Below are 19759 nucleotides of genomic sequence, written 5' to 3'. Positions count from 1 at the left end.
TGTTAATACCCGACTATAAACTGCCTCTAAATAAAACATTAAAAAAATATAAACTAATTCCTAAAATTTGTTCATATTTATAAAAAATCGCTAGATTACTGTAGTGCCTACGAGTAATCCAAAAAATACATTGTAAAGAAGAAGGAAAGCGGCTAATAATAATGTAATTGCTAATAGAGCTAATCGATTTTAGTACAAAACTTTTGAGAAAAACTGTAGGGGAAATGAAGATTTTATAGAATTCGTTTCATATAGGAAGGGGATGTCCATGTTTGATTCAACAGATTTTAAGATTATACAATTACTACAAGAAAACGCTAGAATGAACTGGAAGGAAATTGGGGAGATAGTACATTTGACTGGCCAGGCTGTTGGGAAACGAATTAATAAATTAGAAGAAGCAGGTGTTATTCAAAAATATACGATAAATATCGATAGGGCGAAGCTAGAAGGTTCTATTATGACCTTTGTTACACTATTTTTACATGCACCACACTATCATAATCAAATTCAAAACTTTTTTGAAAAAACGGACGTAATTACTGAAATGTATCGTATAAGCGGCGATGGATGCTATATCATGACTCTTCACACATCTTCGCATCAGCAATTAGAAGAGGCTCTTGCAGATGTTTTACATTATGGTGATTATCGTATAAATACTGTCATTAAGACGATGGAAAAAAAGAAAGAATAAGATACTTATCCTTTCTTTTTTTTCATATGGAACTGTAATTCTTTATTTGCTTTTGTTTATAAAACAGTTTGCCGACATGACTGTTGCATAAATATCACCAAACTCTAATGCGCTCATGAACGATTGATGAGCGTGTACTGCGGGGATTAGATTTCCTTGAAATTCTAAATCTTTTGTTGTACAAGCATCTTCAATTACAATACATTGAAATCCGAAGTCACTGGCAGCGCGCACTGTTGCATCAATACATACATGAGTCATCATACCGCAAATGACTAGTCGGTCTATTTTCTCTGTCTGTAATATTTCTAATAAATTTGTTCTTAAAAAACTGTTAGGGTGATGTTTTTGAATGACTCTTTCGTTAGCAATTGGTTGTACATCATCATAAATTTGAACACCTATTGTATCGGGTAAGAAGAAAGTAGCCCCTTCATTGTTCGCAATATGTTGTACGTGAATAACTGTTTTATGTTTTTCACGAAATGCTTTCAAAACTTCTTTCGCTTTTTGTGCGGCTTTTTCAGGTTGATGTAATTCCATATTGCCGCCTTCAAAGTAATCATTTTGTATGTCTACTAATAGTAACGCTTCGTTCATCGTTATTCCCCCATACTTAGTGATTCAGCACGTTATTTGTACTGTACCGTTATTATATAAATTGTAGCTATGCGGAAGTAATAACGGTATGAAACGATTTTAACGGATATAGTTTCAGTGTGAAAAAAGTGAAAGTTGGTATAAGTACAAATGGATTTTGTGGAATTCACAGCAAAGTTATAGATAGAGTGGCATCGCAAGGTTAAAAACCATACCTTTGCTGGAGGAGCGGGTTATGGTTTTTTTATGAGGAAATACGATTTTAAGTTTTTGCTGAAGGTGTTTTTCTAGGATATGCTGTGAGTGATTGGAGTGAGGTAGTGTCAGATATTGTCGACCAATCGATATATTGGAAAAATCGTTGATATATTTGTAAAGGGGTGTTTGAGGTGATTGTGAAAGAGAGAAAAATGCCGATTTATATAAGACAGTTAGAAGCACTTCTTAGAAGGTTACCTGTACATCATCCGAAACGAAATTTAATTGGAGAAAACTTGGCAAAACACATGGCGGGGTATAAAGGAGAGCAAGCGATTGATTATCCGCTTAGTTTTATTTCTGAGAAAGAGTATAGTGTTTTACATGATGTTCGCTTATGTAATTATGATAAATACTTTCAAATTGATACTATTATCCTTTCCACAAAGTTTCTTCTTTTTCTTGAGATAAAAAATATAGCAGGTACATTAATGTTTGATGCAAAGTTTAATCAACTTATCCGAATAACAGAAGGAAATTCAGAGGGATTTCCAGATCCGGTTTTACAAATAAAAAGGCAAGAAATACAACTAAAGAAATGGTTAAACTCACATGGATTTTCCTCTAGTCTTCCAATTGAGTCCCTCGTTGTTATTAGCTCGCCTCGTACCATTATAAAATCTTCAGATGACAATCTTCTTCATACAATTATTCATAGTGCCAATTTACCTCATAAAATAAAGTGGTTTGAAAGTAAATATAAGAGAAAAGTTATAGATAATGTAGATAGGCTCATTCATCAAATAATAGCGGAGCATTCTCCACTTCAACAAAATATACTTGAGCAATATAAAATAGAAAAAGAGGAGTTGCTAAATGGAGTACAATGTGAGAAATGCTTAGTTATTCCAATGGTTAAAGTTAAGAAGGGTTGGCGTTGTACAAGTTGTAAAGATTTTTCAAAAGTGGCAAATGTGGATGCTATACGAGATTATGCATTGCTCATTAGTAAGACATGTACGAATGGTAATTTGAAAGAGTTTCTCAATGTTTCGTCGGGTATGGTTGTAAACAGAATTCTCCACACACTAAATCTTCCCTATACTGGCAACAACAAAGGACGAATATATGATTTAACTTCTTTCCAATCGTAATTTTGCTATAATAAATAAGTACTTATACGAAGGGGAGTCTAAAGAGAGTATGAAGTCATTTAATATCGATCATGTTATAGCTAGTGTTTTGCAATGGATATTAAATATAGCTTTAATTATATTATCCATTGTGTTATCAATTTTCTTAGTGAATGAGACAATTACATTTGTGCAGTATATTTTTTCGGCAAAAGAGTATACGTCTTATAAATTGGTTGAAAGTATCATCGTTTATTTCTTATACTTCGAGTTCATTGCATTAATTATTAAGTATTTTAAATCGAATTATCATTTCCCGTTACGTTATTTTATTTATATCGGAATTACGGCTTTAATTCGATTAATTATTGTGTCTCATGAGGAACCGATGGAGACGTTATTATACGCAGGAGCAATTCTTGTTTTAGTTATTGCTTTATACATATCGAATATGAGAGATTTGAGAAAAGAGTAGTAGTGCAGACGTAAGTTTGCACTACTTTTTTCATCTTGACCTTCAAGTTGCTTGAAAGTTTACAATGAAATTAGGGCGTTTGAAATCGAAAAAAATTGAGAAATTAAGTGAAGAGGTTTCTTTTACTTGGAGGTTATAGGAATGAATCAGGAATTGAAGTTACGTCCATTAGAGCGAGAAGATTTAAAGTTTGTACACGAACTTAATAATAATGCACATATTATGTCTTATTGGTTTGAAGAGCCTTATGAGGCATTTGTGGAGCTGCAAGACTTATATGATAAACATATACATGATCAAAGTGAACGCCGATTTATCGTTGAGAAAGACAATGAAATGGTTGGATTAGTTGAGTTAGTAGAAATCGATTATATTCACCGTAGAACAGAATTCCAAATTATTATTGATCCGAATTATCAAGGATATGGTTATGCAGTGGATGCGACGCGTTTAGCAATGGATTACGCTTTTTCCGTACTAAATATGCATAAGATTTATTTAGTTGTAGATAAGGAAAATGAAAAAGCAGTACATGTTTATAAAAAAGTTGGGTTTATGATAGAAGGTGAGCTTATCGATGAGTTTTTCGTTGATGGTAACTATCATAATGCAATAAGAATGTGTATGTTCCAAAAGGCATACTTTGGCACAAAATAACCGATTGGAAGAGCTATAGATAAAATATTATCTGTAGCTTTTTTGTGATGTGAAAAAACATTTTTTATTGTAAAACGATAAATAATTGTTGATTTTTAATAATTCCGGGCGTATTATGATGGTAATAAGATCAGTGAGAATTAAAGGAGAGCATATGATGAAAAATAAATACGTAGTAGCTATTTCTTTCATGATTTTAGCGATTATTTCTTTAACTATACATGCTTCAAACAGTAAAGTAGGAGCGGATGGATTCCTTGAAGAACCTTTCTTTTTCCTAGTACCGATAAGTTATGTATTGTTCCTTAGTGGTATTGGTGTATTATTATTTGGATTTATTACTTCAAAGCTGAAAAAGGGCAATAGATAGGGGCTATCAATAGGGACAAAACACTCACTATGAAATAGAAACATACCATATGGAAGAAAAAGAATAAGTGAGATGAATCATGATGAATCATCATTTTTATAATGGAAGACAAGTAGGAGCAGCTATTACACTGGCTGGGGCACAGGGGACAATTCATGCTATGAATCAAGCTATTCAAATGCAACAACAAGCATATTTTGCACAAATGATGCAAAGTCAGTATATGCCGTATTCACAGTTTCCGATGCAAATTGTACATTACGATGTACATCCAGCTGGTTTATTTTCCATTCCATATGGCGGGACATATTTCTTATGAAAGAAAGCGACTGGTTAGAGTCGCTTTCTTTTTTTATCCCGCTATGGGCGGCCTGATTAAAGTTTCATTTTATATTCCACCTAGCTTCATCCCAAGGAATGCGAAGAGGATACCAATTATGTAAGTAGCACTTAAATATAAAAGGAAGATGTATAGTTTTTTACGATTGAGAAGCTGAACAGATTCTAATTTAAACGTAGAAAATGTAGTGAATGCGCCCATAAATCCAGTACCTAATAATAGTTGCCAGCCTGTAGTGACTCCGTTGCCAATTATATATCCAAGTAAAAACGCCCCTGTTATATTAATAAGGAATGTAGCAATTGGAAATTGTGTTTTATTTCTTTTCTTAAACCAATTGCTAATTGCAAATCGTGTAATCGCACCGAAAAATCCTCCTGTTGCGACTAATAAAGCTTCTATCATGAGTAATCACCTTCCGTAAGAGATTTCTTAATTAAGAAATCTCCAAGTGTATAGCCAAGGCCAGACATAATGAGGCCACCAAGTATGCTGCATGATACATATAAGAAGGCTATGCTCCACTCAGAATGATTGATCAATTGCACAGTTTCTACACTAAATGTTGAAAAAGTCGTAAAGGAACCGATGAATCCAGTTCCGATGCCTGTGATAACCTCTGAAGGTAAGATGTTTAGCCGAGCGATATAAGTAGTTAGCCACGCTAAGAAAAAGCAACCGATTAAGTTAATGAGTAATGTTGCCAATGGAAATGAATGATGCCAAAATGTGTTGATATTAAGACCTAAATAATAACGAGAAAGAGCTCCTAATATACCAGCAATGCCAACGATAATATAAATCAATTTTCTCACCTCTTTAAATAGCTTGCTCAAAAAAATAGACTCCTACCAGTATCCATACTGGTAGGAGTCATTAGCTAAGCAGCGTTTATGGCGAACTCCATCGCCTATGATTATTACATATAGTGTACTAAATATACCGTTTAATTTCCAGTGAGGAGGTGGGTGTAACGTTTCTTTTTTTGATGTCTGAAGGCTTTTTAAGTAATTAAAATGGGATCGATTACTTATCAACTAAATATAGTGATATAAGGTTTTAATTATGATAAAATGTTTCTTATGTGTGTCGTTTTATTTCATTTGACTGAAAATAAAGAAAAATAAATTCACGTGAAAAGGAGTCATTTATTTGAAGAAATTTTTTAAAATCGTATTTATATGTGTTTTAGTAGTAGCGGGCATTGTAGGAGGATTTCTAGCGTATATGACACTTACTAAAGAACAGCCTGCTGATGTTACAAGCTTGAAGGTGGAGAATAATAAGGAGCGCGTATTAGCGACTGGAAATGAATTTAAAGTTACAACATTTAATATTGGATATGCTGGGTTAGATAAGGATCAAGATTTCTTTATGGATGGTGGAAAGGGATCTGGTTCAAGTAGTAAAGAGCAAACGGAAACTAATTTAAAGAATATGCTTTCGTTTTTACAAAATGAGAATAGTGATTTTGCGCTATTACAAGAAGTTGATATAAAGTCACTTCGTTCATTTGATGTAAATGAACATGAATTTTTGAAAAAAGGATTACCTGATTATGTTTCATCATTTGGCAAGAACTACGATACGAAATGGGTTCCAGTGCCAATAACAAATCCAATGGGCTATGCGGAGGCTGGATTAAGTACGTTTTCTAAATACACTGTTCAAGAAGCGAAGAGGTTCCAGCTTCCTGGAATGGAGCCTTGGCCAAAGCGTTTGTTTGATTTAGATCGAGCAATTGTGGAATATAAAATTCCTGTTAATAATGGGAAACATGTTAGACTCGTAAATTTACATTTGTCTGCTTATGATGAAGGCGGGAAAATTAGAAAACAGCAAGTAGAGTACTTAAAAGAATATATGAACAAGCATTATGAAAATGGTGATTACGTAATAATGGGCGGAGATTGGAATCAATTAGTTTCAAACGCTCAATTAAGTGATCCGAAGTTCGTGAAAGAGCGTCCTGAGTGGTTAGTAGAGTTACCGAAGGACTTTACGGACGGTGGCTTTAAGTGGGCTGTAGATCCGTCTGTTATGACTGTGAGAGATGATGTAAAGAAATATGTAGAAGGTGAAAATTTCGTCACTATTATTGATGGCTTTATCGTTTCACCGAATGTAGAGATTGTAAATGTACAAGGGAAAGATTTAAAGTTTGAAAATAGCGATCATAACCCAGTAAGTGCGGTATTTAAACTGAAGTAATTGATATGTATAAGTAGAAGGTGGGGCTTCATATGGAGTGGTTAAAGAGGACTTGTTTTTCTAACCTTGAGAAAGAATCACAGAAAAATCATTTATTACTGTTTATAACGATTTGTAGTTTCTTCCTTGGGATAATCGCGATTGGGTATTATGGATATATTTTTACAGAGAGAGCAATAGCGTTTTGGATTTGTGGTATTTCTGTCGTTGTATTTGGAACGCTTTTTACTTTTATAAAAAGTATGGAATCAGCATATAAATATATCATGACATTTATGTTGCTTACAATGTCTTACATTATGGTACAAGCTTTTAATGAAAGCCCGGCTGTATTTCAAATGGTCTATTTTACATTAGCTGTTTCACTTATTTACTTAAGTGAGCGCCTCATTTTAATTCTTGGCGGGGTAGCTGTTGTGATCACATTTATCCTTTGTAGCTATTGGCCGGAGCAATTTTTTGCTTATACAGCCTCGTCTGAAGCTGCTAATTTTGCAAGTTTGTTAGCGATTGTAACAATCGCTATGTGGGGCGTCACGAAAATCGGTTCTAATCTGCTCCTTCGTTTAAGTGATGAGAAGCAAGAAGTAATGAGAAAAGCTCAGGAGTTAGAAGAGACGCAAAGACTTATTGAAGAAACAGTTGTGAAACTAGATAGTAATTTCAATCATTTAAGACAAAATATGAACACGTCGATGGAATCGATGAGTGAAATTAATTTTGCCTTTGAAGAGGTGGCAGTTGGTACGCAATCACAATCAGAGATGATGTATCGTTCGGTAGAAGTATTGAATGATATGGAGGGAAATATTGAACAAATCATCTCTCAAGTAAGAACTGCATCGGCTCGTGTGGATGAAAGCTTAGAAATTTCAAAAGGTAGTGTACATACTCTAAGAAATTTTGAAACTAACATGAGAAGTTTAAATGATGTTGTTTCACAGTCTGGAATTATATTTAGAGATTTAATGATGCAATCGAAACAAATTAATGAAATTGTAGATGTAATAACGAATATTTCAAGTCAGACGAGTTTGCTAGCTTTAAATGCAAATATTGAAGCTGCGAGGGCAGGCGAGCATGGAAAAGGTTTTGCTATTGTAGCGAGTGAAGTGTTAAAGCTTGCTGAAGAATCAAATCGTTCTGCGGGAAGAATTCAAGGGATTTTGAAGGAGTTTAGTAATCAAGCAAGTAAGGTAGAAGTGCAGGTAGAGAAGTCAGAAAGAGTACAAGAAGAATGTAACGAGATGTTAGCAAGCGTTTTAACAAACGTAACTGATTTAGGGAAGTTTATTGATACGATTAATGAAGTAATGCGAGAGGTTGTTGTTCATCAAGAAAGTTTCCACGTTAAAACGACGAATATCGTAAAGGATGTTACGTATGCTTCTAACGTAATTCAGCAAACTTCTACAGCTACAGAAGAAGTGCTAGCGAGTGTGGAAGAAGAAAAATATCGAAATGATACGTCAGTGAAGACGTTACAAACTGTTAGCGAGCAAGTGAAGTTGTTAGAAGATATTTTAGAAAAGTAATATTGTTTGGAAAGAGCACAAATGATGTGCTCTTTTTTCATTGAAATGAATACTTGATAGGAATTTAATTGCTTTTCTGCGCGTTTTCTGCCAAGCTTAAGGAGATAAAGTGAGACTAGTACATACTGATTATTAGCCCTCACTAATCAAGCTATCCGCAAATAGCGGAATAAAATACTTCAAAGAAAGAATTATATAGGTGACGCATATGATCGAAGTTAAGACTTCTGAACTTAGTGATGGAGAATTTAATAGAGGTGTATTTGCAACTCGTGATATTAAAAAGGGTGAGTTGATACACGCAGCACCAGTTATCTCTTATCCGAATGAACAGCATGAACATATTGAGAAAACGTTACTTGCTGACTACGCATTTGAGTATGGGATCAATCATACGGCAATCCTTTTAGGATACGGTATGTTATTTAATCATTCATATAAACCGAATGCAACGTATGATATTGTCTTCGAGAACCATACGTTTAACTTCTTTGCTTATAAGGATATAAAAGCAGGAGAAGAAATTTTAATCAATTATAATGGTGAAGTTGATAACGATGAGCTGTTATGGTTTGATAAAGAAAAAGAAGAGAACGAAAAGTAATATAAAGAGTATAGAAAGAGCACATTCTGTCGGATGTGCTTTTTTTATTGATGTAAATAAAGTAAAAAGTACAAAAAAATACCACTTTCTTTTTGTATGGTATAGTAAGATACTGAGGGATAGTGTTTTGAAAAAGTCACATATTTTACAAATTGTTGTCTTTCTGATGACATGTCAAGTTTAGTAGTCCATTTGGGTTGCTTTATTATGCAATATATATTTTAATATGAGTGGCACCTCTTATAAATTAAGAGGTTTATAGGTGTCTCGAATTGATTTTGGGTACACTGTATCCACCACTTTAGGTTCTTTCATGTACGTGGGGATATTATGGGCCCGTATAACGGGATAAAATGAATATAGAAATAGAGGAATCGTAAAATGAATATGCAAGAGGTTTATAAATATTTAAGTACGGTATTGCCTGAAGGACATGTTAAACAAGATGAAATGTTAAAGAATCATACGCATATTAAAGTTGGTGGAAAAGCAGATGTTTTTGTTGCGCCTACAAATTATGATGAAATTCAAGAAGTTATCAAATATGCGAACGAATATAATATTCCAGTTACGTTTTTAGGAAATGGATCGAATGTCATTATTAAAGATGGTGGAATTCGCGGGATTACAGTAAGTTTAATTCATATTACAGGTGTTACTGTAACAGGAACGACGATTGTAGCACAGTGTGGTGCAGCAATTATTGACGTATCACGTATTGCTTTAGACCATAACTTAACGGGTCTTGAGTTTGCTTGTGGTATTCCAGGTTCAGTTGGCGGAGCGTTATATATGAATGCAGGTGCATACGGCGGTGAAATTTCGTTTGTATTAACAGAAGCTGTCGTAATGACAGGTGATGGAGAGCTACGTACTTTGACGAAAGAAGCATTTGAATTTGGATATCGTAAGAGTGTATTTGCGAACAACCATTACATTATTCTTGAAGCGAGATTTGAACTTGAAGAAGGTGTACATGAAGAAATTAAAGCTAAAATGGATGATTTAACGTTTAAACGTGAGTCAAAACAGCCTCTAGAATATCCTTCGTGTGGTAGCGTATTTAAGCGTCCACCAAATAACTTTGCTGGTAAGTTAATTCAAGACTCAGGACTACAAGGTAAGCGAATTGGTGGAGTGGAAGTTTCTTTAAAACACGCTGGATTTATGGTGAATGTTGATAACGGAACAGCACAAGATTACATCGATTTAATTCACTTCGTACAAAAGACAGTTGAAGAGAAATTTGGCGTGAAGTTAGAGCGAGAAGTAAGGATTATTGGAGAAGATAAGGAATAACGAAATACGTATGAAGATATGAATTATTTTAAAATAATATTTGGATATTGTTGACAATTTGTTTTCAATTCAATATAATGCTAATAATTTAACAAATAACATACGTTGAAAGAGCCCAGTAGCAGTTTGTCACTGTTAACGAGAGAGCTAGGGGTTGCTGGAACCTAGCACAAACAAACTTGCGAATTACACTCTGGAGTATCTTAGGTAATGCTAAGCGGACTAGCAATCGATATTATTGCTAAGAGTGGTATGAGTAGCTATGCTATTTATGCAAACTGGGTGGTAACACGGTGAATAATCGTCCCTATGTCTATCGTAGACATAGGGGCTTTTTTGTTTTTAAAAAATAAAGGGGATGACAAAAGATGAATATTATTGATGAATTAGAATGGCGCGGCGCCGTTAATCAGCAGACTGACGAAGAAGGCTTACGTAAGCTAGTAGAAGAGAAAAAGATTTCACTATACTGCGGAGTTGATCCGACTGGTGATAGTATGCATATCGGACATTTGATTCCGTTTATGATGATGAAGAGATTCCAATTAGCTGGTCATCATCCTGTTATTTTAATTGGCGGGGCAACAGGAACAATTGGTGATCCGAGTGGACGACAATCAGAGCGTCAACTTCAAACGTTAGAAGTGGTTCAACATAATGTAGATGCGTTAACAGCACAAATGAAAAAGCTATTTGATTTTGGTGGAAATAGCGAAGTGAAGATGGTAAATAACTATGATTGGACACATGAAATAAATATTATTGAGTTTTTACGTGATTACGGGAAAAACTTTAGCATCAATAGCATGTTAGCGAAGGATATTGTAGCAAGCCGTTTGGATACAGGTATTTCTTTCACGGAATTCACGTACCAAATTTTGCAAGCAATGGATTTCCATCATTTATACACGAAAGAGGATGCTCAACTTCAAATTGGTGGTAGTGACCAATGGGGAAATATTACGAGTGGTTTAGATTTAATTCGTAAGTTAGAAGGTCATGAGGCGAAAGTATTCGGATTAACGATTCCGTTATTATTAAAATCGGACGGTACAAAGTTTGGTAAATCAGCAGGTGGTGCGGTTTGGCTTGATCCCGAAAAAACGACACCGTTTGAATTTTACCAGTTCTGGGTAAATACAGATGACCGTGACGTAATTAAATACTTGAAATACTTTACGTTCTTAACGAAAGAGCGTATTGATGAATTAGCAGCGAAGGTAGAAACAGAGCCTCATAAACGTGAAGCGCAAAAAGTATTAGCAGAAGAAATGACGAAATTCGTTCATGGAGAAGAGGCGTTATTACAAGCTGAGAAAATTACAGCAGCGTTATTTAGCGGAGATATTAAATCGTTAACAGCTGATGAAATTGAACAAGGCTTTAAAGAGATGCCGACATTCCAGTCTTCAAAAGAGACGAAAAATATTGTAGAGTGGCTAGTTGATTTAGGAATTGAACCATCTAGACGACAAGCGCGTGAGGATATTAATAATGGAGCTATATCTATGAATGGCGAGAAAGTAACAGATGTGGGTATAGATGTTACTGTAGAAAACTCGTTTGATGGAAGATTTATTATTATCCGTAAAGGAAAGAAGAACTATAGCTTAGTGAAATTGGGATAATAGTTTTTGTGGAAGAGTGGAAGGAAAGAAGATGCTTTCACTCTTTTCATATACACAATTTAGACATAAAATAATCAGTAAATTTAGATAATTAAAAGGGTTATATTATTCTTTTGCCGAATAAATAAATTAGAGAAAATTACGGATAAAAAATAGCCCGAACCATGCAGGGCATGATTCGGGCTTATATTCAGATTAGTAAGCTAAGCTGAATAGACCTTTAATGTGTGATAAGTAACGAACGTTACTTGCTTCTTTCATTAATGATGCTGGTAGACCTTTAAGTGGAGTATTGCTTGCTCCGATTGTAGCAACAGCATCTTTACGTCCTAGACTAGCAAGTGTTCCAGAGTTTACAGGTGCGAACTCTTCGAATGCTTTGCCTTCTAGTGCTGCGTATAAGTTGTATCCAATTAACTCACCCATTTGCCAAGCGATTTGTGCAGTTGGTGGGTATGGACGACCGTCTGGAGAGAAGACAACAGCGCTGTCTCCAGCAACGAATACGTCTTTGTGAGAAGTAGATTGTAGGTATGCATCAACTGTTGCACGTCCACGGTTAACTTCAAGACCTGATTCACCGATTAATGGGTTACCTTGAACGCCACCTGTCCAAACGAATGTGTTAGCAACAAGTTTTTGACCGTCTTTTAAGTCGATTTCATTGCCAGCAACGTTTGTTACAGGAAGACCAGTTAAGAATGTAACGCCGCGTGCTTCTAGGCTAGTAGTTGCACGTTCGATTAAGTGGTCTGGTAATACTGGAAGGATTTTTGGACCTGCTTCAACAAGAAGAAGTTTAACTTCTTTTGGATTTACGCCGTGGCTTTTTGCAAGTTTAGGCATAATGTCAGCAAGCTCACCAACTAGCTCAACGCCAGTTAATCCGCCACCACCGATTACGATTGTAGCATCAGCTTCGTTTTTCGTTTTCGCGTATTCACGAATACGGTCTTCAACGTGTTTGTAGATTTTGTTTGCATCAGCAGCAGATTTTAATACCATGCTGTTTTCTTCTAGTCCTGGAATACCGAAGTAAGCAGTTTTACTTCCTAAAGCAACTACAAGTGCATCGTAAGATAAAGTAGTGCCGCCAGCTAGTTTGATTTCTTTGCTATCAACTGAGAATGACTCAACTGTTGCAATTTTAAGATCGATATCTTTACCTTTGAAAAGCTTTGTAAGTGGCATTGCAATTGCTTGCTCAGACACGTTACCAGCTGCAAGGCGGTGTAATTCAGTGATGATTTGGTGTGTTGGGTATTGGTTAATCACTGTAACTTGTGCTTCTGATTTGCTGTAATATTTACGTACGTTTAAAGCGGCAAGAAGACCGCCATAACCAGCGCCTAAGATGACAATTTGTTTTGACATAGTATGATATCCCCCGTCTTTACTAATTGTTGTTATAAGTTAAATTATTTATTGTTACGTTCTGCACTAATTTGAAGATATGCGTTCACAAAGCGGAACATTTTTTGTGCTTGTGGATCTTTTAGTAATTTTAACAGACCGAATAGGCCGATAACTTCGTTGCTTTCGTCAGCACGATCTTTCGCTTCGATTGCAGTTGCAGCCATGCTTTTCACTGTATCTTTTACAGGTTCTACAAGCTCTGTAATTGCACCAACAGTGTCGCTTTTTAATACTTCATCAGTAGCAACAGTTTGAGCGAAGTCATAAGACTTAGTTAAAATGTTAACAAGCTCAGTTAATTTTGGAAGCTGTTCTACTAGTGTTGTTAATGATTCTTGTACCTCAGGTTTTAACAACTGATCAAGTACATCAAGTTGTCCTTGGCTAGCAGAAATTTGTACAGTTTCTTGTTCTGGCTTTGTTTGAGTCATAGTTTCTGGCATCTCCAATTCTCCTTTACGATAGCAATACTCTTATTTTTTATAAGTAAGATAGTAAACGTTTACGAAACTTTATGCAAAGTTTCACAAAACACAATAAAATGCCTTTAAATTTATGACAGCAAGTAAGCTGCAAACATAAATCTAAAACCATAACGTCTTACTTATTATTTATGAACTGTCCGATATATGGCTTGTCCGCATAATGGAAAAGCTCCGTTACCGGAAAGTGTATATAATATATATCCTATATTATATACTATATACACCTATGTTAACATAAAAATGATTCCTAATTATTTGATATTGAGTGTATAACGTAGTACTGACAAGGTATGAAAGCGTATAAAATATTTTGTTTCAGTTAGAAATGTACATATATATATAGAAAAAAAGGAAAAAACGAACAAATTCATGTTCGTTTTTTCCTTTTTCCTATTATTCACCTTCCGCAATTAGCATCGATGTGTTACCTTCTTTTTCAAGATGGCATTCACCCCAAGAACAAAGAGAATCAAGAATGGATTCTAAAGACCAACCGTAGTCGGTAAGAGAATATTCTACTTTCGGTGGGACTTGGTTGTATACTTTTCTTTGAATAACACCGTCGTCTTCTAATTCACGTAATTGCTGCGTTAACATTTTTTGTGTAATACCAGGCATTGAGCGTTTTAATTCACTCGTTCTCTTTGTACCTTTCGTTAAGTGACAAAGAATAACAACTTTCCATTTGCCGCCGATAACTTCTAAAGTCGCCTCTACAGGAATATTGTATTTCTTCATATGAAGCCCTCCCTTTTTGAGTAAAGTAAGTTTAATAATACAAATGTTACTTTTTAGTACCTATAGCACTTTAAAGTACGTACTTTTTATTATGTTAAATATGTTTCATAATAGCACATGTAAGAGGCAAATGAGTAGTACGGTACCGAAAAGTGACTATGTTACTTTTTAGTGCCTATCGTACTTTAAAGTGCGTTCTTCAAAAAAGGAATGAAACCATTCATAATAGCATTTGTAAGTATGAAATATATTTTTTAGAAGATAAAAGGGCCTTTTTATCACACTATTATGATTGGATTTCTTGTAATAAGGAGGAATTCAATTGAGTTCATATACAGTACCATCTTCGGAAGCTCAGACGAGTCGAAGAAGTATGTTTGCTTTATTAGCACTAGCAATTAGTGCATTTGGGATTGGTACGACCGAGTTTATTAGTGTCGGTTTACTACCATCTATTTCAAAAGATTTAAATGTGTCGGTTACAACAGCTGGTTTAACGGTTTCCTTATATGCGTTAGGAGCGGCAGTAGGAGCTCCTGTTTTAACAGCGTTAACGGCTAGTATGTCGCGAAAGACATTATTAATGTGGATTATGGTTATTTTCATTATTGGTAATGGCATTGCGGCTGTTGCAACAAGCTTCACTGTATTAATTATCGCAAGGATTGTAGCTGCATTTGCACACGGTGTGTTTATGTCGATAGGATCTACAATTGCGGCTGCAATCGTACCAGAAAATAAACGTGCTAGCGCAATTGCGATTATGTTTACTGGATTAACAGTTGCGACTATTACTGGTGTGCCAATTGGAACATTTATCGGTCAAGAGTTTGGCTGGAGAGCGTCATTTATGGCGATTGTTGTAATTGGAATTATTGCTTTCATCGCAAACAGTATATTGGTCCCATCTAATTTAAAAAATGGTGTACCTGTATCGTTTCGTGATCAATTTAAACTAATTAAAAATGGAAGACTGTTACTTGTTTTCATTATTACTGCACTTGGATACGGTGGTACATTCGTAACATTTACTTATTTATCACCCCTATTACAAGAAGTAACAGGATTTGAAGCAAGTACCGTTACCATCATTTTATTAGTGTATGGAATTGCCATTGCGATAGGGAATATGGTCGGCGGAAAATTATCGAATCATAATCCGATCCGAGCGCTATTTTACATGTTCCTTATTCAAGCGATTATATTATTTGTTTTAACATTTACAGCGCCATTTAAAGTAGCTGGATTAATCACAATTATTTTCATGGGACTATTCGCATTTATGAATGTTCCGGGGCTACAAGTATATGTAGTTATATTGGCAGAGCGCTTTGTTCCAGGTGCGGTTGATGTTGCTTCAGCAATTAATATTGCCGCATTTAACGGAGGAATCGCTTTAGGTTCTTATATAGGTGGCCTTGTAACGAATTCGTTAGGATTAATCCATACTGCTTGGGTAGGCGGTCTTATGGTAGTAGGTGCTGTGATTTTAACAGCATGGAGCATGACATTAGAAAAAAGAGATCAAGTAAAATAAAAGGAGAGAAAATAAAATGAAAAACTTACAAAGTAAAACAGTATTAAATAATGGTGTAGAAATGCCTTGGTTCGGTTTAGGTGTATTTAAAGTAGAAGAAGGACCAGAACTTGTAGAAGCTGTAAAATCAGCGATTAAAGCAGGATACCGTAGCATCGATACAGCTGCAATTTACGGAAATGAAAAAGCTGTAGGTGAAGGAATCCGTGCAGGTATTGAAGCGACTGGTATTTCAAGAGAAGAATTATTCATCACTTCAAAAGTATGGAACGCAGATCAAGGATATGAAACAACAATCGCTGCATACGAAGAGAGTCTAAAAAAATTAGGACTAGATTATTTAGATTTATATCTTGTTCACTGGCCTTCAGAAGGAAAATATAAAGATACATGGAGAGCGCTAGAAACACTTTATAAAGAAAAGCGCGTACGTGCAATTGGTGTAAGTAACTTCCAAATCCATCACTTACAAGATGTAATGAAAGATGCAGAAATTAAACCAATGATTAACCAAGTAGAATACCACCCTCGTTTAACACAAAAAGAACTACAAGCTTTCTGTAAAGAACAAGGTATTCAAATGGAAGCATGGTCACCACTAATGCAAGGTCAATTATTAGATAACGAAACATTACAAGAGATTGCTGAGAAACACGGTAAAACAACAGCTCAAGTTATTTTACGTTGGGATCTTCAAAACGGAGTAATTACAATTCCAAAATCAACGAAAGAACACCGTATTATTGCAAATGCTGATGTATTTAACTTTGAATTAAAAAAAGAAGACATGGAAAAAATCGATGCGTTAAACCAAAATCACCGCGTTGGTCCAGATCCTGATAACTTCGATTTCTAAGATTAAAGTAAAAAAGAAAAAAGAGTGCTTTTATTGAACTGCACCCCAATTGTTAGACACAGTCTAACAATTGGAGGTGCAGTTTTTCTATGGCTAAATTTACAGCTGATGAAAAAATACAAATCGTTCTACGTTATTTGAACGGAAATGAAAGTTATCGAGAAATGGGTAGATCGCTCGGTATAAGTGACACAATCATTTTGAATTGGGTAAACCAATATAAACAGAATGGTCTGGAAGCTTTTCTAAAACGATGTACAAATTACACACAACAATTTAAACTAGACGTACTAAACTTTATGATTGAAAACGGTATGTCCTTATTTGAGACGGCAGCTATCTTTAATATTCCTGCCCCTTCAACGATTTCTGTTTGGAAAAAACAGCTCGAAACACAAGGAATTGATGCCCTTCAATCTAAGAAAAAGGGGCGTCCATCCATGAAAAAAGATTCAAATAAACAATTAAAACAACCTTTAGCTGAAGGGTCAGTCGAAGCACTTGAAGCACGCATTAAACAGCTTGAGATGGAAAATGAGTACTTAAAAATGTTAAATGCCTTAGTTCAAAACAAGGAAAAATCACAAAACAAGACAAAGCGCAAGTAGTCTATGAATTAAGGCATAAATATTCGGTGAAGGCACTCGTGGAGCTAGCTACTATTCCTCGAAGCACGTATTATGATTTAGTAAAGAAAATGAATCGTCCAGATGTAGATGCCGATTTGAAAGTTGAGATTAAAGCGATTTATGAGGAAAATGAAGGTCGTTATGGTTACCGTCGCATTCGTGATGAATTAACGAATCGTGGCCAGAAAGTGAACCACAAGAAGGTTCAGCGCATTATGAAAGAGCTTGGGTTAAAGTGTGTTGTGCGTATGAAGAAATATAAATCCTATAAAGGAAAAGTCGGTAGAATTGCACCTAATATTTTAGAGCGTAATTTTCATACAGATGCACCGAATCAAAAGTGGGTAACAGACATCACAGAGTTTAAATTGTTTGGAGAAAAACTGTATGTATCACCTGTATTAGATTTGTATAATGGTGAAATTATTACCTATACAATTGGTTCTAGACCGACGTATTCGCTTGTTTCAGGCATGTTAGAGAAAGCATTGGAACGTTTACCTGAAACCCACCAGCTACTGATGCATTCGGATCAAGGATGGCATTATCAAATGAGACAGTACGTCCGGACACTTGAATCAAGAGCTATCGTCCAGAGTATGTCTCGAAAAGGCAACTGTTACGACAACGCAGTAATAGAAAATTTCTTTGGGATTATGAAGTCGGAGTTCCTCTACATAAAAGAATTTGAAAATGTAGAGCACTTTAAAATAGAATTAGAAAAATATATAGATTATTATAATACGAAACGGATTAAGGCAAAATTAAAAATGAGCCCAGTACAATACCGGACTCACTTTTATCAAGCTGCCTAATGAAATAACCGTGTCTAACTTTTAGGGGTCACTTCATTATGCGCTCTTTTTTTTTGCATAAAAATATTTTCTAATTAAATACTACTTAGTATTAAGTTTGTTATTAAGGGGCTGTAAACATGAATATAAAGCAATCGTTCAAACTTTTAGCTATGTTTTTAAGTGTCTTATTTGTATTATTCCCACTTCAAAAAGCATTCGCAGAAGTTATGGATCATACAAAGTATGAAATGAATTGGAGTTATAGTAAGTCAAAGAAGAAACCAATTCGAACAGAACTTATTAAAACGGCAGATGGAAAAATTGCATTTTGCTTAAATGTAGATTTAAAATCTCCGAGTGGTCAAGATTTACCAGAAATGGGTAAAGTGGATATTAATGTGTACCGTGTACTGTTGAATGGATATCCACAAAAGAGCCCACAAGAATTAGGAGTATCTGATTGGAGAGAGGCGCATTACGCAACGCAGCTTGCAGTATGGAATGCGTTAAAACAAATTGATGTTAATGATTTAGATTTCCGAAATAAAAATGTAGAGAAAGTAACAAAAGATATCGTTGCAAAAGCAAACGCTAGCGAAGAGCTACAAGAAATTACGATGAGTGTAACTCCTACAGAAGAACAAGAAGCAGTATTAAAAAATGATTTCTTTGAAACAGGTTTATATACGGTAGAAACAAATGCAAAAAGCGGAACGTATAAAGTGCAAGCAACAGGTGCACCAGCGGGCGTGAAATTTGCAAATGAAAAAGGCGAAACAAAAACAGAATTTAATGTAGGAGAGAAGTTCCGCATTTTAATTCCGAAACAAACACCAGCTGGTGGATTTAGCTTTAAAGTGTCAGGAAATTTAACGAAATTACAAGGGATTGCGCATAAAGGTACACCGACAATTCAAAATGCGGTAGTATTACTTGAGCGTAGTGAAGAAAAAACAAGTCCAGAGTTAGCGGTAAGTTGGAAGAAACCAGAAGGGCCACAGACGCCAAATAAACCGTATACTCCAAATGAGCCACATAAACCGAATCAAAAAAGATAATGAAAAAGCATTGGCGTGTGCCAATGCTTTTTCATTATGGATTCTTCAAAGATATACCAAGATAATAATTAATCAAGTGAAACACTATTCCAACGTTTTAAAAAGTATTTTAAAATAATAAGATATAACAAAATCTAAACGTTACAATCAACGGATTTTATTCACAAAATTGTAACATTATTCTAATTAGAGAGGCTATCAAACAAAGTGTAAAGCGTGTACAATTCAGTTGGAAAAACTACCTATAGATGGTCATATATAAAGAAAATGTAAGATTTTATTGTCGCTCATGCTTTTAGATGTATAGATGACAAGACTGAAAAATATCTATTACTATTCTTTTTTTATGTAGAAAGAGAACTCGTCACAAGTAGAGAAGTGAGGAGGATACAATACATAAAAGCTTTACAATGTAAGAAAGTGAATATGTGGAAAGGGATGCGGTAGTAATAGATATAGGTGCGAGAGATCTTAGTCTGTACATTAAATGTTTTTA

At 35.0% G+C, this 19759-nt stretch carries 21 protein-coding genes, 1 riboswitch and 1 other annotated feature; of the genes, 15 read left to right on the top strand and 6 right to left on the bottom strand.

Going from position 1 to position 19759, the window contains the following annotated elements:
- The first annotated feature begins 262 nt into the window (after positions 1–262).
- Positions 263–697: an Lrp/AsnC family transcriptional regulator gene (locus QCI81_RS12380; RefSeq protein ID WP_053563387.1), complete on the top strand. Its 435-nt coding sequence runs from the start codon at positions 263–265 to the stop codon at positions 695–697.
- 42 nt (positions 698–739) lie between these two features.
- Here QCI81_RS12380 and QCI81_RS12375 read toward each other — a convergent pair whose 3' ends face one another.
- Positions 740–1297 (bottom strand): cysteine hydrolase family protein, encoded by a 558-nt coding sequence (locus QCI81_RS12375; RefSeq protein ID WP_353810769.1) that lies wholly within the window; start codon positions 1295–1297, stop codon positions 740–742.
- Positions 1298–1692: 395 nt separating this feature from the next.
- Here QCI81_RS12375 and QCI81_RS12370 point away from each other — a divergent pair, with 395 nt between their 5' ends.
- The 5 genes from QCI81_RS12370 to QCI81_RS12350 all read left to right on the top strand — a co-directional run bounded on the left by QCI81_RS12370 (position 1693) and on the right by QCI81_RS12350 (position 4449).
- Complete coding sequence (locus QCI81_RS12370) at positions 1693–2649, top strand: nuclease-related domain-containing protein (RefSeq protein WP_071731068.1); 957 nt, start codon at positions 1693–1695, stop codon at positions 2647–2649.
- A gap of 49 nt (positions 2650–2698) precedes the next feature.
- Positions 2699–3103 carry a phosphate-starvation-inducible protein PsiE gene (gene psiE, locus QCI81_RS12365; RefSeq protein WP_000834708.1) on the top strand — a complete coding sequence of 135 codons (405 nt, stop codon included), beginning with the start codon at positions 2699–2701 and terminating at the stop codon, positions 3101–3103.
- Positions 3104–3244: 141 nt separating this feature from the next.
- A complete protein-coding gene (speG, locus tag QCI81_RS12360; protein WP_001071090.1) occupies positions 3245–3760 on the top strand; it encodes a spermidine N1-acetyltransferase in 516 nt (171 codons plus the stop codon).
- 118 nt (positions 3761–3878) lie between these two features.
- A complete protein-coding gene (locus QCI81_RS12355) occupies positions 3879–4130 on the top strand; it encodes a DUF3955 domain-containing protein (protein ID WP_146632288.1) in 252 nt (83 codons plus the stop codon).
- Positions 4131–4209: 79 nt separating this feature from the next.
- The gene (locus QCI81_RS12350) at positions 4210–4449 is read left to right on the top strand and encodes a DUF3947 family protein (RefSeq protein WP_023523378.1); all 240 of its coding nucleotides are present in this window, start codon (positions 4210–4212) and stop codon (positions 4447–4449) included.
- Between the two features lie 69 nt (positions 4450–4518).
- On the opposite strand, the gene crcB (QCI81_RS12345) is transcribed toward QCI81_RS12350, so the two are convergent.
- Positions 4519–4875, bottom strand: a complete 357-nt coding sequence (gene crcB, locus QCI81_RS12345; protein WP_000568581.1) for a fluoride efflux transporter CrcB — start codon at positions 4873–4875, stop codon at positions 4519–4521.
- Entirely contained in the window at positions 4872–5276 is a 405-nt protein-coding gene (gene crcB / locus QCI81_RS12340; RefSeq protein ID WP_000639312.1) for a fluoride efflux transporter CrcB, read from the bottom strand. The genes crcB (QCI81_RS12345) and crcB (QCI81_RS12340) overlap by 4 nt, the downstream gene beginning before the upstream one ends.
- Before the next feature lie 54 nt (positions 5277–5330).
- A riboswitch (Fluoride riboswitch) is annotated at positions 5331–5390 on the bottom strand.
- Between the two features lie 232 nt (positions 5391–5622).
- Between crcB (QCI81_RS12340) and QCI81_RS12335 the strand changes: the two genes are divergently transcribed.
- The 5 genes from QCI81_RS12335 (at position 5623) to tyrS (ending at position 11747) form a co-directional block, all read left to right on the top strand.
- A complete protein-coding gene (locus QCI81_RS12335; protein WP_000713106.1) occupies positions 5623–6681 on the top strand; it encodes an endonuclease/exonuclease/phosphatase family protein in 1059 nt (352 codons plus the stop codon).
- 32 nt (positions 6682–6713) lie between these two features.
- Complete coding sequence (locus tag QCI81_RS12330) at positions 6714–8216, top strand: DUF4077 domain-containing protein (protein ID WP_353810767.1); 1503 nt, start codon at positions 6714–6716, stop codon at positions 8214–8216.
- A gap of 208 nt (positions 8217–8424) precedes the next feature.
- Entirely contained in the window at positions 8425–8820 is a 396-nt protein-coding gene (locus tag QCI81_RS12325) for an SET domain-containing protein (protein ID WP_000573647.1), read from the top strand.
- Positions 8821–9201: 381 nt separating this feature from the next.
- Positions 9202–10119: a UDP-N-acetylmuramate dehydrogenase gene (murB, locus tag QCI81_RS12320; protein WP_001057102.1), complete on the top strand. Its 918-nt coding sequence runs from the start codon at positions 9202–9204 to the stop codon at positions 10117–10119.
- A 96-nt stretch (positions 10120–10215) separates the two neighbouring features.
- Positions 10216–10431 (top strand) — a binding site (T-box leader).
- A gap of 56 nt (positions 10432–10487) precedes the next feature.
- Positions 10488–11747, top strand: coding sequence for a tyrosine--tRNA ligase (gene tyrS, locus QCI81_RS12315; RefSeq protein WP_353810766.1), 1260 nt, complete (start codon positions 10488–10490; stop codon positions 11745–11747).
- Positions 11748–11942: 195 nt separating this feature from the next.
- Here tyrS and QCI81_RS12310 read toward each other — a convergent pair whose 3' ends face one another.
- The 3 genes from QCI81_RS12310 to QCI81_RS12300 form a co-directional block, all read right to left on the bottom strand.
- Positions 11943–13121: an NAD(P)/FAD-dependent oxidoreductase gene (locus tag QCI81_RS12310; RefSeq protein ID WP_000043199.1), complete on the bottom strand. Its 1179-nt coding sequence runs from the start codon at positions 13119–13121 to the stop codon at positions 11943–11945.
- A 44-nt stretch (positions 13122–13165) separates the two neighbouring features.
- Positions 13166–13606: a DUF1641 domain-containing protein gene (locus tag QCI81_RS12305; protein ID WP_001115309.1), complete on the bottom strand. Its 441-nt coding sequence runs from the start codon at positions 13604–13606 to the stop codon at positions 13166–13168.
- A gap of 435 nt (positions 13607–14041) precedes the next feature.
- Entirely contained in the window at positions 14042–14386 is a 345-nt protein-coding gene (locus tag QCI81_RS12300) for a winged helix-turn-helix transcriptional regulator (protein WP_000760481.1), read from the bottom strand.
- Positions 14387–14759: 373 nt separating this feature from the next.
- Between QCI81_RS12300 and QCI81_RS12295 the strand changes: the two genes are divergently transcribed.
- The 4 genes from QCI81_RS12295 to QCI81_RS12280 all read left to right on the top strand — a co-directional run bounded on the left by QCI81_RS12295 (position 14760) and on the right by QCI81_RS12280 (position 19263).
- The gene (locus QCI81_RS12295) at positions 14760–15923 is read left to right on the top strand and encodes an MFS transporter (RefSeq protein ID WP_353810941.1); all 1164 of its coding nucleotides are present in this window, start codon (positions 14760–14762) and stop codon (positions 15921–15923) included.
- Positions 15924–15939: 16 nt separating this feature from the next.
- Positions 15940–16779 carry an aldo/keto reductase gene (locus tag QCI81_RS12290; protein ID WP_353810765.1) on the top strand — a complete coding sequence of 280 codons (840 nt, stop codon included), beginning with the start codon at positions 15940–15942 and terminating at the stop codon, positions 16777–16779.
- Between the two features lie 89 nt (positions 16780–16868).
- Positions 16869–18223, top strand: a protein-coding gene (locus QCI81_RS12285; protein WP_353810764.1) for an IS3 family transposase whose coding sequence is annotated in 2 segments (ribosomal slippage) — positions 16869–17328 and positions 17328–18223 — 1356 coding nt in all. Because the reading frame shifts where the segments join, the coding sequence is not laid out codon by codon here.
- A 119-nt stretch (positions 18224–18342) separates the two neighbouring features.
- Positions 18343–19263, top strand: a complete 921-nt coding sequence (locus QCI81_RS12280) for a thioester domain-containing protein (protein WP_001022535.1) — start codon at positions 18343–18345, stop codon at positions 19261–19263.
- Positions 19264–19759 lie beyond the last annotated feature (496 nt).

Origin of the sequence: Bacillus cereus group sp. MG20, assembly GCF_040459885.1 — a bacterium.
Taxonomy (GTDB): Bacteria; Bacillota; Bacilli; order Bacillales; family Bacillaceae_G; genus Bacillus_A; species Bacillus_A cereus.
The sequence above is the reverse complement of the archived record's forward strand: the minus strand, read 5'-3'. Positions and strand labels throughout refer to the sequence as shown.

What these genes read in the sequence shown, in the direction of transcription:
- QCI81_RS12350 (WP_023523378.1), top strand. Translation starts at nt 4,210, where the DNA reads ATGATGAATCATCATTTTTATAATGGAAGACAAGTAGGAGCAGCTATT.
- QCI81_RS12310 (WP_000043199.1), bottom strand. Translation starts at nt 13,121, where the DNA reads ATGTCAAAACAAATTGTCATCTTAGGCGCTGGTTATGGCGGTCTTCTT.
- murB (WP_001057102.1), top strand. Translation starts at nt 9,202, where the DNA reads ATGAATATGCAAGAGGTTTATAAATATTTAAGTACGGTATTGCCTGAA.
- QCI81_RS12330 (WP_353810767.1), top strand. Translation starts at nt 6,714, where the DNA reads ATGGAGTGGTTAAAGAGGACTTGTTTTTCTAACCTTGAGAAAGAATCA.
- speG (WP_001071090.1), top strand. Translation starts at nt 3,245, where the DNA reads ATGAATCAGGAATTGAAGTTACGTCCATTAGAGCGAGAAGATTTAAAG.
- psiE (WP_000834708.1), top strand. Translation starts at nt 2,699, where the DNA reads ATGAAGTCATTTAATATCGATCATGTTATAGCTAGTGTTTTGCAATGG.
- QCI81_RS12305 (WP_001115309.1), bottom strand. Translation starts at nt 13,606, where the DNA reads ATGCCAGAAACTATGACTCAAACAAAGCCAGAACAAGAAACTGTACAA.
- QCI81_RS12295 (WP_353810941.1), top strand. Translation starts at nt 14,760, where the DNA reads ATGTTTGCTTTATTAGCACTAGCAATTAGTGCATTTGGGATTGGTACG.
- QCI81_RS12380 (WP_053563387.1), top strand. Translation starts at nt 263, where the DNA reads ATGTCCATGTTTGATTCAACAGATTTTAAGATTATACAATTACTACAA.
- QCI81_RS12300 (WP_000760481.1), bottom strand. Translation starts at nt 14,386, where the DNA reads ATGAAGAAATACAATATTCCTGTAGAGGCGACTTTAGAAGTTATCGGC.
- crcB (WP_000568581.1), bottom strand. Translation starts at nt 4,875, where the DNA reads ATGATAGAAGCTTTATTAGTCGCAACAGGAGGATTTTTCGGTGCGATT.
- tyrS (WP_353810766.1), top strand. Translation starts at nt 10,488, where the DNA reads ATGAATATTATTGATGAATTAGAATGGCGCGGCGCCGTTAATCAGCAG.
- QCI81_RS12280 (WP_001022535.1), top strand. Translation starts at nt 18,343, where the DNA reads ATGAATATAAAGCAATCGTTCAAACTTTTAGCTATGTTTTTAAGTGTC.
- QCI81_RS12325 (WP_000573647.1), top strand. Translation starts at nt 8,425, where the DNA reads ATGATCGAAGTTAAGACTTCTGAACTTAGTGATGGAGAATTTAATAGA.
- QCI81_RS12375 (WP_353810769.1), bottom strand. Translation starts at nt 1,297, where the DNA reads ATGAACGAAGCGTTACTATTAGTAGACATACAAAATGATTACTTTGAA.
- QCI81_RS12290 (WP_353810765.1), top strand. Translation starts at nt 15,940, where the DNA reads ATGAAAAACTTACAAAGTAAAACAGTATTAAATAATGGTGTAGAAATG.
- QCI81_RS12355 (WP_146632288.1), top strand. Translation starts at nt 3,879, where the DNA reads ATGGTAATAAGATCAGTGAGAATTAAAGGAGAGCATATGATGAAAAAT.